The organism is Acidovorax sp. KPB24-03 (assembly GCF_057546605.1).
In genome coordinates this window covers 18,656-31,498 of record NZ_BAAJYR010000023.1, presented here as the reverse complement: position 1 = coordinate 31,498, position 12,843 = coordinate 18,656, and the positions used below count along the sequence as shown (strand labels likewise).

At 63.4% G+C, this 12,843-nt stretch carries 9 protein-coding genes, 1 tRNA gene and 1 pseudogene; 6 read left to right on the top strand and 5 right to left on the bottom strand.

Annotation, left to right across the window (positions count from 1 at the left end; genetic code table 11):
• The 5 genes and pseudogenes from rsmB to AC27KI_RS05750 all read left to right on the top strand — a co-directional run.
• Positions 1-1,257 (top strand): annotated as a pseudogene (gene rsmB, locus AC27KI_RS05770) (16S rRNA (cytosine(967)-C(5))-methyltransferase RsmB); the annotation flags it as partial.
• Complete coding sequence (locus AC27KI_RS05765; protein WP_317355489.1) at positions 1,247-1,870, top strand: DUF4390 domain-containing protein; 624 nt, start codon at positions 1,247-1,249, stop codon at positions 1,868-1,870. The pseudogene rsmB and the gene AC27KI_RS05765, both read left to right, overlap by 11 nt.
• On the top strand, positions 1,867-4,143 hold the full coding sequence (locus AC27KI_RS05760) for a sensor histidine kinase (RefSeq protein ID WP_284407167.1): 2,277 nt from the start codon (positions 1,867-1,869) through the stop codon (positions 4,141-4,143). Before AC27KI_RS05765 ends, AC27KI_RS05760 begins: the two co-directional genes overlap by 4 nt.
• Positions 4,144-4,181: 38 nt before the next feature.
• Positions 4,182-4,877, top strand: coding sequence for a response regulator (locus tag AC27KI_RS05755; RefSeq protein ID WP_487112997.1), 696 nt, complete (start codon positions 4,182-4,184; stop codon positions 4,875-4,877).
• Between the two features lie 51 nt (positions 4,878-4,928).
• Positions 4,929-5,004: transfer RNA gene (locus tag AC27KI_RS05750), tRNA-Phe, on the top strand.
• A gap of 278 nt (positions 5,005-5,282) precedes the next feature.
• Here the strand turns inward: AC27KI_RS05750 and AC27KI_RS05745 are convergent.
• The gene (locus tag AC27KI_RS05745; protein WP_487112995.1) at positions 5,283-5,552 is read right to left on the bottom strand and encodes a helix-turn-helix domain-containing protein; all 270 of its coding nucleotides are present in this window, start codon (positions 5,550-5,552) and stop codon (positions 5,283-5,285) included.
• A 91-nt stretch (positions 5,553-5,643) separates the two neighbouring features.
• Between AC27KI_RS05745 and AC27KI_RS05740 the strand changes: the two genes are divergently transcribed.
• Complete coding sequence (locus AC27KI_RS05740; RefSeq protein WP_487112993.1) at positions 5,644-6,042, top strand: hypothetical protein; 399 nt, start codon at positions 5,644-5,646, stop codon at positions 6,040-6,042.
• A 132-nt stretch (positions 6,043-6,174) separates the two neighbouring features.
• Here the strand turns inward: AC27KI_RS05740 and AC27KI_RS05735 are convergent, their stop codons facing one another.
• The 4 genes from AC27KI_RS05735 to AC27KI_RS05720 are packed head-to-tail and all read right to left on the bottom strand — an operon-like array spanning position 6,175 to position 12,825.
• Positions 6,175-9,171: a type III restriction-modification system endonuclease gene (locus tag AC27KI_RS05735; protein WP_487112991.1), complete on the bottom strand. Its 2,997-nt coding sequence runs from the start codon at positions 9,169-9,171 to the stop codon at positions 6,175-6,177.
• Entirely contained in the window at positions 9,168-10,229 is a 1,062-nt protein-coding gene (gene darG / locus AC27KI_RS05730; protein WP_487112989.1) for a type II toxin-antitoxin system antitoxin DNA ADP-ribosyl glycohydrolase DarG, read from the bottom strand. Before darG ends, AC27KI_RS05735 begins: the two co-directional genes overlap by 4 nt.
• Positions 10,230-10,243: 14 nt before the next feature.
• Complete coding sequence (gene darT / locus AC27KI_RS05725) at positions 10,244-10,882, bottom strand: type II toxin-antitoxin system toxin DNA ADP-ribosyl transferase DarT (RefSeq protein ID WP_487112987.1); 639 nt, start codon at positions 10,880-10,882, stop codon at positions 10,244-10,246.
• A gap of 2 nt (positions 10,883-10,884) precedes the next feature.
• The gene (locus AC27KI_RS05720) at positions 10,885-12,825 is read right to left on the bottom strand and encodes a site-specific DNA-methyltransferase (protein ID WP_487112985.1); all 1,941 of its coding nucleotides are present in this window, start codon (positions 12,823-12,825) and stop codon (positions 10,885-10,887) included.
• Positions 12,826-12,843: the final 18 nt, after the last annotated feature.

Sequence of the window (12,843 nt, the reverse complement as noted above, 5' to 3'; positions counted from 1 at the left end):
GGGCCCTGGCCGCGGTCGAGCCGGGCTTGCGGCCCGGGGTGCAGGCGCTGTTGTTCCAGGTGCTGCGCAACCTGGGCCGGGCGCAGGCGCTGCGCAAGCAACTGGCGCCGCGCAACCCACCGCCACGGGCCGACGCCCTGCTGTGCACGGCCCTGGCGCTGGCCTGGTCGCCCGACGAGGCGCCTTACGAGGCGTTCACCCTCGTCAATCAGGCGGTGGAAGCGGCCAAGCGCAACCCGGCATCGCAAGCGCAGGCGCCGTTCCTGAATGCCTGCCTGCGCCGCTTTCTGCGCGAACGCGATGCGCTGGTGGCCGCCACCGACGGCGATCCGGTCGCCCAGTGGAACCACCCGGCCTGGTGGATCGCCCGGCTGCGCAAGGACCACCCGCAGCACTGGCAGCAGATCCTGCAGGCCAACAATGCCCACGCGCCGATGGCGCTCCGGGTCAATGTGCAAAAAAACGACTCCAGCGCAATATTTACTAGGGCTTTCTGCTATTAATTTGGAAGCATTTCCCGCAGGGCCGTTCGGCATCGTCCTGGACCGCCCGGTGGCCGTGCAGCAACTGCCGGCCTTTGCAGACGGCCACGTCTCGGTGCAGGACACCGCGGCCCAGATGGCGGCGCCGCTGCTGCTGGAGGGGTTGGACCTGTCGCAGCCGCTGCGCGTGCTGGACGCCTGCGCCGCGCCCGGCGGCAAGACCGCGCACTTGCTCGAATACGCGGGTGCCGCCTCGCCGATGCAGGTCGTGGCGCTTGAAATCGACGCCGACCGCGCCACCCGCATCCACGAAACGCTGGACCGGGTGGGGGTGCGGGCCCAGGTCCTCGTGGCCGATGCGGCACGGCCGCAGGACGGGTGGCTGGACGCCAGTGGGGGCGGGCGGTTCGATGCCATCTTGCTGGATGCGCCATGCACGGCCTCGGGCATCGTCCGACGTCACCCCGATGTGCGCTGGCTGCGGCGCGAGTCCGACATCGAGCAACTGGCCCAGCAGCAGGCCCGCCTGCTCGCCACGCTCTGGCCGTTGCTGCGGCCCGGCGGGAGGCTGCTCTACTGCACCTGCTCCGTGTTTCGTGCCGAGGGTGAAGCACAGGTGCAAACGTTTCTTGCGCGCAACACCGACGCCCGTTTGCTGCCATCTCCCGGCCATTTAATACCCGGCAAACCGGACGAAAGCGGCGGCGTCTCGGAGAATCGTCCGGGTGACCATGACGGATTCTTTTACGCGCTGTTGCAAAAACATGCCGGCTGAACGGACCGCTTCGCGCCCTGCCGCGTGGCTTTCGGTGGCCGTGGCTGCGTTGCTGTGCATGTGGCTGGCGCTGTGGTCCCCGGCGGTGCTGGCGCAGCCCGACGCGGGCGACCTGCGCGTCGAAGCCAACGACGAGGGCCTGTACCTGTCGACCACGCTGCACTTCGACCTGCCCGAGCTGGCGGAAGATGCCCTCTACAAGGGCATCTCGATGTACTTCGTGGCCGAGGCCGATGTGGTTCGCGAGCGCTGGTACTGGTACGACAAGGCGGTGGCCCACTCGGTGCGCTACCTGCGCCTGAGCTACCAGCCGCTCACGCGCCGGTGGCGCCTCAATCAGTCCGCCACGCCGTTCGCCAACACCGGGCTGGGGGTTGCCCTGGGCCAGAACTTCGACGAACTGGGCGACGCGCTTTCCGCCATGCAGCGCATCAGCCGCTGGAAGATCGCCGACGCGGACGAGGTCTCCGGCGGGCCGTATACCGTGCATTTCCAGTTCCGCCTCGACATGTCCCAACTGCCCCGCCCGTTCCAGATCGGCGCGGTGGGACGCTCGGGCTGGGACCTGATGCTGTCGCGCAGCGTGCGCGCCGTGGCCGAGCGCGCGCCATGACCGACGACCACAGCGTTCCCCGCACGCCCCAGCAGGCCCGTGCCTCCCGCTGGGCCCTGGGAGTGGGCGTGGCGATCATGTGCGCGATCGGGCTGGTGCTGCTTTTCCTGCTCACCGTCGCCACCAACAACCGCGCGCTGTATGAGCGCAACTACGCCTGGCTGTTCGGCCTGAACGTCCTGGTGGCCGTGCTGCTGCTCGCCGTGCTGGTGTGGGTCGTGGTGCGCCTGGCGGTGCGGCTGCGGCGGGGGCGGTTTGGCAGCCGCCTGCTGGTCAAGTTGGCGGGCATCTTTGCGGTCGTGGGGCTGCTGCCCGGTCTGCTGATCTATGTGGTCTCCTACCAGTTCGTGTCGCGCTCCATCGAAAGCTGGTTCGACGTGAAGGTGGAGGGCGCCCTGTCCGCCGGCGTCAGCCTGGCCCGGGTCACGCTGGACACGATCGCCAGCGACATGGCCATGCAAACACGCACCGCCAGCAGCCAACTGGCGCAGGTGCCCGACGCGGCGGCCGGCGTGGTGCTCGAACGCATCCGCGACCAGCTGGGGGCCAGCGACGTGGTGCTGTTCAGCACGGCGGGCCAGCCGGTGGCCAGTGCCGGGCAATCCCGGTTCGATCTCAGCCCCGAGCGGCCCAGCGCCCAGTTGCTGCGCAACGCGCGCCAGCAGCGCGCCACCTTCCAGATCGAGGGGCTGGACGACATCGCCGACCCCGCTGCCGTGCAGAACGCGCGGGTCAAGACCCTCGTGGCCGTCGGCAACGCCAGCGTCGGGCTCCTGGTGGAACCCCGCTACCTGCAGGCCACGCTGCGGCTGCCGCAGGTGTTGGTGTCCAACGCCATCGCCGTGCAGGAAGCCAACCGGGAGTACCAGGAGCGCGCCCTGGCCCGCGAAGGGTTGCGGCGCATGTACATCGGCACGCTCACCCTGAGCCTGTTCCTGGCCGTCTTCGGGGCCGTGCTGCTCGCCGTGCTGCTGGGCCGCCAACTGGCACGCCCCCTGCTGGTGCTTGCCGAGGGCGTGCGCGAGGTCGCATCGGGCAACCTGAGCCCCAAGGCCGTGCTGCAGGGCAACGATGAATTGGGCGGGCTGACCCGCTCCTTCGCCGTGATGACCCAGCAGTTGTCCGACGCCCGCACCGCCGTCGAGCACAGCATGGGCGAGGTCGATGCGGCGCGGGCCCACTTGCAGACCATTCTGGACAACCTCACCGCGGGCGTGATCGTGCTGGACGCCGAGGGGCGCATCCGCTCCACCAACCCCGGCGCCACCCGCATCCTGCGGGCCCCGATGGCCGCCTTCGAAGGCCGGCCGCTGGCCGACGTGCCCGGGCTGGCCGAATTCGCCAGTGCCGTGCAGGGCCACTTCGAGGCCTTCCTGGGCGACCGCGAGCAGCATGGACTGGACCACTGGCAGCATTCCTTCGACCTTTACGGCTCGCCCGCCTCGGGCGTGGCCGCCAATGGCACCAGCCTGGTGGCCCGGGGGGCGGAGCTGCCCAACGCGTTGCGCCTCCTGGTGTTCGACGACATCTCCGAAATCGTCTCGGCCCAGCGTGCACAGGCCTGGGGCGAAGTCGCCCGGCGCCTGGCCCATGAAATCAAGAACCCGCTCACACCGATCCAGCTGTCCGCCGAGCGCCTGGAGATGAAGCTCTCCGGCAAGCTGCCGGATGCCGAGCAGGCCGTGCTGACCAAATCCGTGCGCACCATCGTCGATCAGGTGGATGCGATGAAGCGGCTGGTCAACGAGTTTCGCGACTATGCCCGCCTGCCCGCTGCGGAATTGCATGCGCTCGACCTGAACGCCCTCGTCACCGACGTGCTGCAGCTCTACGGCGCCGAGAACGCGACCGTGCCCGTGGAGGCCGAACTCGATCCCCGTTGCCCCGAGATCGCGGGCGATGCCCAGCAACTGCGCCAGGTCATCCACAACCTGCTGCAGAACGCGCAGGACGCCAGCGAGCCCACCCGCGAGCAGGGCGGGGCCGCCGGCGCACCCGTGCGCATCACCACGCGCTGGAGCCAGTCGTCGCGGCGCGTGCGGCTGACGGTGACCGACAGCGGAACCGGATTTCCCAACCACATCCTTCAGCGCGCCTTCGAACCGTATGTAACCACCAAGCCGCGAGGCACTGGCCTGGGACTTGCTGTAGTGAAGAAGATCGCCGACGAGCATGGGGCCCGTGTCGATCTTGTCAATCGGGTGGAAGAAGGGGTGGTGCTGGGCGCGCAAGTGTCGCTATCATTCGCCCCTGGCCACGTGGTGGCACATTAACAACACTTGGAAACGTATCGCGAGGCTGATCAAAACCCATGGCAAACATTCTGGTGGTCGACGACGAACTGGGCATCCGTGACCTGTTGTCGGAAATTCTGAACGATGAAGGGCACAGCGTGGACCTCGCAGAGAACGCCACGCAGGCCCGCGCCGCCCGTGCCGCCAATGCGTACGACCTCGTGCTCCTCGATATCTGGATGCCCGATACCGATGGCGTCTCGCTCCTCAAGGAATGGGCCATGGCCGGCACGCTGACCATGCCGGTCATCATGATGAGCGGCCACGCCACCATCGACACCGCGGTCGAAGCCACCCGCATCGGCGCCTTTTCCTTCCTGGAAAAGCCCATCACGATGCAGAAGCTCCTCAAAGCGGTCGAACAGGGCCTGGCGCGCAGCGCCGCCCAGCCGGCGGCATCGGCCACCACGGCGGCCGCCACCCCACCGCCCGCTGCTGCCATCCCAATCGCACCCGAGGCACAGGGCGCTCCGGTGGCGGCCTTGCCCGTGGTGACGAAAGACCCCGGCCCGCATGCGCACCAGGGCTTCGATCTGGACCGGCCGCTGCGTGAAGCCCGCGACGGTTTCGAGAAGGCGTACTTCGAATTCCACCTGGCGCGCGAAGGCGGCTCCATGACACGAGTGGCCGAAAAAACGGGCCTGGAGCGCACCCACCTGTACCGCAAGCTGCGCCAGCTCGGCGTGGACCTGGGCCGCGGCAAACGCAATTAAGTCGTCAGAGTTTCAGAACGCCTCTTTTTTCTGGTTATAATTTGAGGCTTAGGCCCGGTAGCTCAGTCGGTAGAGCAGAGGATTGAAAATCCTTGTGTCGGTGGTTCGATTCCGCCCCAGGCCACCATAAACAGTTCTTCGCTTGTCCGAGAACGTCTAAAAAGCCTTAAGCTTCAACAGCTTAGGGCTTTTTTCATGTCCATCGAAGTCCAGGAACTTCCACGGACATCTATATCATTTTGCAGCAACTTCCGCAGGAACCACGTAGGACCCGGCCAGTGCTGTGAAAGTTACTGCGTTGCATGCTCTTGGACTCATTAGAGGGCGTGCAGCCGGCCTGGTGGGGGAGCGGTCGGCTAATCGCGGGCACACCGTGTTCCTCCATTGCCTGTCAGGCATCGGAACTTAGTCAGCTTCCGACCGCCTTTGTGGCCCCTTGCTAAGATCGTTTAATTGCCGAATGAAATCGGTGAACTCCACGCCCAGGGCAACACACCATTGCCGAAGCTCTACGACATCTAGTCGGCGCTCTCCTCGTTCGCATTTACTCACGAAGGTTTGTGTGGCTTCCATCAGATCAGCTAGGCGGTTCTGCGTAACTCCTCGGTCTTCGCGAGCCTGACGCAATAGGCGGAGGAACGCGGCGTACTCCTGTGTGTGAATTGACTTTTGCATCGGAGGTCCAGCCCTGAAACCCCGAGATCGTCTAGTCCATCTTGGAATAGTCCAAAATAGACTAATCACAAATAGTCATATCAACCATTTGATGACCGAGAAAAAAGGAAACGCTTCGATGTCTAACCCTCGCCCGCCACCGGCCGGTGTACACCTGGAATATCTTTTCGCGAAGGCTGCCGAGTTCGAAATGCTTGGATCACCGGGAGGACCGTTTGCACTTCGGTGGGAAGATGCCGGAACTGAGAGGATTGCGGTTTTCGGTGGCCAATTGCCACCGACGCACTCGTCTTTCCATGCTGACTATTCCCATGTGCCGCTCGATATGGCCCAGGCAATGGGCGCAACTTTAAGTGTTGCAGACGGTATGGCAGTTTGTGCAATCGGCTCAACACGCCACTTGGGTACAACCTATGCAGAAGCGGCAATGAGAGCGTTGATCGTGCATCTTGAAGCCTCTCGAGCTATGGGTGAAAGCTTAGACATATGACCCTCGTGCGGGATTGCCACCATTGGTGAGCTTCGATGATCGTCTACCAGCGCTGCGCGATAGAAAAAACCAGGCTCACTGTTTGGCTCGGTCTCACTCGCTCGAGAAGCGGCCTCTCGTGCCGGCAGCACGTCAGATTACCGACTGCAGCACATCATCGAAGGACCTCGCCACCAAGTAGCGCGCCGGGTTTTCTCCCGTCGCCAGTGCTGCGAAGTGAGCGCGGCCGCACTCGATCTTGGCCCACTCCTTGTCACGCAGATCGTCGGCAAACAGGCTGCTCTTCGTCTCCACCACGAAGTACAGGCGTTGCACGCCGTCCTTCTGCAGCAGAACGGCCCAGTCCGGGTTGTAGTTGCCTAACGGGGTGGGCACCTTGAACCAGTTGGGCAGCTTGGCGTACAGCATTACGTCCTGGTTGGACTCCAGCGCTTGGGCGAAGTCGCGCTCGGTGGCGGAGTCGTAGATCACATGCTCGTGGATGGACTTGGCCGTGTCTTGCAGCATGCTCTTCAGGTAACCGGTCAGCTCCTGCTGCTCGAACAGCTCCTGGGCGTATACCTGCTGGTCACCCAGCTTCTGGTACTTGATGCCGTCGACCAGCGCGAGGCGCTTGCAGCGGTTGATCTGCTCGGCCGTCTGCTCGATGAACTGCTGCGGATTGCGGCGGAAGTCATCCAAGCGCCCCGACTCGGTCAAGATGGTGACCAAGCTGCGGCGCGTCAGTTGGGTGCGGTCCTGCAGGTCCGTCAACAGGTCTGGCAGCTCGATGCCGGACTCGTGCAGCCCGACGGTGTAAGCGCCGTCCTTTTGCTCCTTGGTCTCGACTCCGGCCTTGCCGATGGCGATGTCGGCCTTGCGCCATTGCAGGCGCGCCTTGGGGATCGGCGGCGCATCGCGCAACGCCTTCGTGCAGTCTTGAAGCAGCTTCGCGTTGTCGAACTGAACCCGGTAGGTGGTCTTGTGCTTGATGCGGTCCCACAAGGCCTTGAACTCCTCGCCCAGTGTGATCGCCTTGCCATCTGCGCCCTTGCGCAACGCCACCGTCTTCCGCTCGTCCGCGTTCTTCACCTCTAGGCGACCGCTCACCTTGCGCAGCAGCTCCAGCACCTGTGTTCGCTGTGCGGCGAACGCATCGGGCAATGCGAGCGTGCCGTCCTTCAGGGCTTGCTTGAGCGAGTCCTGCACCTTGCCCTTGGCGTCAATGTGTCCAGCAGCCTTCAAGTGTTCCCACAACAGCTTGGACTGCTCCACCCCGAGGGCCGTCACCTGCCCGTCAGCGCCGGCCACCGGAATGCCTGCGAACTGGTGCGGCTCGACGATGCCGAAGCGGATGCCCGTGTCGGCCTCGATTTCCCTCTGCAGGTTCTCCGCGAAGTCCTCGTACGACTCGGTCGCGATGACGGTCAGGCGGTTGACGTCGAAGCCGCGTACCCGCTCCCCCGCCTGGTTCACGCACAGGCGCAGGCCGCGGCCAATGGTCTGGCGGCGCTCGCGCTCGGAGCCCATCTCGCGCAGCGCGCAAATCTGGAAGACGTTGGGGTTGTCCCAGCCTTCCTTGAGGGCCGAGTGGCTGAAGATGAACTTCAGCGGCGTGGCGAAGTCCAGCAGCCGCTCCTTCTCCTTCATGATGAGGTTGTAGGCCCGCTCCGCGTTCTCGCGACCGGCCGCGTTGTTTTCGGCCGTCTTTGTCCAGCCCCCCTTCTTGTCGATGGAGAAATAGCCGTTGTGCACCTCCTCGGCAGCCGTCGTCAGGTCAACCTCAGCGAACAGGCTCTGGTAGCTGGGCAGCTTGGCCGCGCGGTGGTACTCTTCCTCGAAGATGCGCGCGTAGTCGCCCTTCACCGCCTGGCCTTGTGCATCGAGTTTGCGGTAGCGATCCACCGACTCGATGAAGAACAGCGACAGCACCTTGATCCCCTTGGGTCGCAGCAGCTTCTCTTTCTCCAGATGCTCGCGAATCGTGCGGCGGATCATCTCCCGCTGCACAGCCAACTCGTCCACGCCGCCGAGCGCTTGGCCGATGGTCAGCGCCACCTCGCCGCCGGGGTAGCGCAGCTCGACGAACTCGGAGCCCTTGGCCGTGTTGATTTCGCCGACGCGGAAGTCGGCATAGATCGCGCGCTTGGTGACCTGCTGCAGATCGTCGCCGTCGCTGACCGAGACCTCCCTCGGCTTCGGCCCGAAAGCCTCTTGCACATGCAGTTCCAGCTGCGCGCTGATGCGGCCGCGCTTGTTGGTGACGCCCACCAGCCGCACATAGGGCTTGTTGAAGGCGTCCTTAACGGTGGCCGCCGCCACCTCTATCTGCTTGACCAGCTTGCGCTCGTAGGCATCCACTGCGTCCAGCCGGAACACCATGTGGTGCTTGTCGGCATGAGTGGCCGAGTAGCGCAAGGTGCACAACGGGTTCATCGCATCCAGCGCAGTCTTGCCCGCGCCGCCCAGGCCGCCGTCCACGCTCTGCGGTTCGTCGACGATGACGATGGGGTGCGTGGCCCGGATCAGGTCGATGGGTTTCTCGCCACCGGTCTTCTCGCTGTCCTTGTAGAGGTTGTTGACGTCCTTCTTGTTGATGGCTCCGACCGTCACCACCATCACCTGGATGGCCGAGTTGGTGGCGAAGTTGCGCACCTGCCCCAGCTTGGCCGAGTCGTACAGGAAGAAGTCCACCGGCACGCCGGCGTACAGGGCCTTGAAGTGCTCCTCGGTGATCTGCAGCGACTTGTAGACGCCTTCCTTGATGGCCACCGATGGCACGACGATGACGAACTTGGTGAAGCCGTAGCGCTTGTTTAGCTCGAAGATCGTGCGGAGGTAGACATAGGTCTTCCCTGTGCCAGTCTCCATCTCGACAGTGAAATCGCCAGAGGCCAGCGTTCCGGCTGGCGCCAGGCCGTTGTGCATTTGGACGTCCTGCAAATTCTTCAGCAACTGGTCATCGAGAAGGGTCAGGCGGTTGCCCACGCCCAGGTCGGTTTCGGCTACACCCAAGGGGAGCTGTTGCTCAGGCAGGCGCATCGTGACGGTGAACTCCGTTCGGCAGACCTCCTGACCTCGGAACAAGTCGCAGACCGACTCGATGGCCTGCTTCTGGTAATCCAGATCGGGCTCGAAATGCAGCTTCATGCACCCACCTGTTCTGCGGCAGGCAGCCAGCCCTTGGCATCGAGCACGTTCAATGCAATACCGATCTGCCGCGTGGTGAACTGCTTCTTCCGGTCGTTCCAGGCATGCGTCTCCCGGACAACGTCTTCAACGACCGCACCTGCGACCGTGTGGGAAGCCACCCAGTGCACGGTCGCCAGAAGCTCCAGCCCGAACGGCGTCTCGAAGCCCTCAACCAGATCACCGACGCGGTCGAAACGCGCGCGGGTATCCACATGCTCACCCAGGAAGGCCCCTGCCTCCTCGATGGCTCCGGGCACCACGGTCAATGGCTTGGTGGGGTCATCGCCACCGTCGGCGTACCCCGCCACCATGTGCCCCTCGATCTTCTGCAGCACATGCCGAAGGTTCTCCGCGTACGGGCCATACGGCGCCTTCACGTAGCTGAGGCGCAGCGGCTCGCCCGCCTCCTGCATGAAGTACATCAGCTTGTGCACTTCCAGCAGCGAAATGGCTGGGTCGAGCAGACCTTGCACATAACGGTTCATCAGCTCGACGAGCGCCGCCCGGCCGGCCGTCATGCGGGGCACCTCGCGGCTGTGCTGCATCTTGTCCGCCTGCGGGGCTCCCTTGGGCTCATAGAGGCGGACACGCACATCGGGCAGCGCCTGCATGGCGGCCTCGATGCGCGGGCGCACCTCGTCCCACTCCAGCCCGCCCAGGCCACTGCCCAGCGGCGGGATGGCTATCGAGCGGATGCCCAGGAGCGCAACTTCGCGCACCAGCGCCTCAAGGCCGGCGTCGATGTCCTGCATGCGGCTCTTGCCCTTCCAGTGGCGCTTGGTTGGGAAGTTGACGATGTAGCGCGGGGCGGTCAGTTGCTCCGTGTCGTAGATGAACATGCGGCCCGGCTGTACCTCCTCGCGGTCGCAGGCCGCCTTGTAGGCCTTGAAGTTTTCCGGCCAGGCGTTCTTGAACTGCAGCGCAATGCCGCGGCCCATAATGCCGACACAGTTCACCGTGTTCACGATGGCATCCGAGTCGTCCTTCAGGATGTCACCACTGGTGAGTTCGATCATGGTCAGTCTCCGATTCAGTAGTACCAGGCAGGCATGAACTCCACCGTGGGCCTGTGGCCTCCAACGGGCAGCGCATGTGCAACCTGGTTAGCAATGGGCTGCGACAGCACCCCAATGCGTTCAATAAATTGCCAGGGGAAGCCCCGCTCCAGCAGGAACTCCGCCTGCTTGCCTTCCTTCTGGGCACTCCAGTTGCGGGCAGCCACCGCATTCCAGTCCACTTCGCCCAGCCGGCCAAGGTCGGCGCGGTCTTCAAAGTAGCGCGCCCCAGCGTTCGAGAGCGTGAACGCCCATCGCAGCCCCTGGGCATTGGCCCAGGTCACAGTCGCGTGCAGATCGGCTTCAAGGTGCACGATGGGCCCTTGTCCACCCTTGTAGGCCAGGTCCGCGTTCTGCCTGTGGATCAGGTAGAGCATGACCGAGCGCGGGCAGAAGTAGAAAGGCACGCACTGTCCCACGTATAAGCCCGGGTGGCTCATCAGCTGCAGCTCCGTCATCCGGCGCTGCTTGATGTGGTTCATGCCGATGACCGTCCCGGGCGCCGCAGCCTGCACCACAGCCGCGTCGGAGAGCAGACCGCCGCTGGCAATGATGGACGGCAGCCGGTCCACGTGGCAGATGTGGTACAGCTTCGGGCGGTCGGGTACGGCCATGGTCAGAGGCTCCGCACGTTCTGGATGCCGTGCTGCTGCAGGATGGCAGCCATGTTGGTCTTGGCCACGTCGTCGGCGAAGGCGCTGTCGCGGAACACGCAGGTGGTCTCGCCGGTCGGCGCGAGTTGCTGGTGCCACTGGACGATACCTTCGGCCAGCGTTTCCACCTCGACGGCAGTGATGCTTTCGGCCAGGCAGGCCAGCAGCACGCCGGCGCCGACTGCGTATACGGCCTTGCCTTCGATAGCCCGCTGCTGCATAGGAACGCAGAGGTCAAGGCTGAGCTTAAGGAGCAGCTCGTAGACAACGTCTGCCTCTGTCCGATCTTTGACTAGGTGGTCTTGGTGGTCCAGAAGCATCTGATCCAGGTCTGCAGGATCAGGATTCCATGCGCGGATGTTTGATGTATTCAACTTGAAAACGCGGAACCCAACATCCCCAGTAGACAAAGGAATCTCTGCCTTAACTCTGGCTCCGACTCGACGGAGTCTCTCTTTCGTCAACTCCGCGATGTTGCGGGGCTTCACGAGCGTGTCGCAAAAATCGGCAGCGATCTTCTGATCCTTGTCATCCGGATCAAGTGGCTCGGGCAATTGAACCAAGATATAGCGCCTGCTGCCTCCGTCCATCGCGTTCTGCCGAACTACTGCTTCCGCAGTGGTTCCAGAACCGGCGAAGAAGTCCAAGACCAAACCATCCTCCCCACTTGCAATGCCAACCATTCGCTGGATAAGCTCGACCGGCTTGGGTGTGTCGAACACCGCCATTCCGTCGAAAAGAGCGTTCAAAGCGCGTTTCGCAGAGTCGGTAGTGCCCACCTCGTCTGCTGTCCACAACGTATGTGGGGTCAGCCCCTCGTCCTGCTCTGACAAGAACATTTTTTGGCGCGGTACATTCCCCCCATCCTGGCCAAACCAGATGCGGTTGTCTTGTATCAGTTCACCCAGTTTTTCCTTGGTAAAGCGCCAGCAGTTTCCCGATGGCGGATCGACCTGACGTCCACTCGGCGTTGTGATCGTATAAAACTGGGACTTCGTTCCATGCCCCGCCTGCGCTGTGATTGCTACAGACTGCCACACCCCTCGAGCATCGCCGTCGGGGTTCGTGTATCTGTTTCGTGCTTCGTCGGTGAGAGGCAACATGCCGCGCACGGTGTCAAAGACATCTTTGTTCTTCGCCACGCAAACCACGTAGTCATGATTGACGCTAAAGGCCTTTCTGTTCTCTCTTGACCTCCGCTTTTCCCAAATGAAGGTCGTCGCAAAGTTCTCGGGCCCCATCAGTTCCTTCAGAACTGACGTGAGATTGTCCAGTTCTGTGCTGTCGATAGTCACGAACAGCACCCCTTCATCGTGAAGAAGGTCCCGGGCAATCTTCAGCCTGGGATAGATCATGTTAAGCCAGTCGGTATGAAAGCGTCCGTTGGACTCGGCATTGCTGCTAATCAACCGACCACTATCAACCTGACCCGTCAGTTGGAGATAGTTTTTGACGTTGTCCTGAAAGTTGTCCGGGTAAACGAAATCCTTGCCTGTGTTGTACGGCGGGTCGATGTAGATCAGCTTGACCTTGCCGGCATAGCTCTTCTGCAGCAGTTTTAGCACTTCCAGGTTGTCGCCCTCGATCATCAGATTCTGGGTGTTGCCCCAGTCCACACTCTCCTCGGGGCAAGGGCGCAGCGTGCCAGTGCTGGGCGTCAGGGCCAGTTGGCGCGCCCGGCGTTTGCCGTGCCAGTTCAGGCCGTACTTCTCGTCGGCATCGGTGACCGTGGCGTCGCCCACCAGGGCCTTGAGGACGTCCAGGTTGATGGCGGCGCCCTTGGGGCCTTCGGTGACAAGCTCGGGGAACAAGGCCTTCAGCTGGGCGATGTTGTCGGCCACCAGGTCGGCGGACTGCGCCTCGGACGCGCCGACGGCAATCTTCTGCATGTTCGAGTTCGTCATAAATGTGTCTGTTCTTGT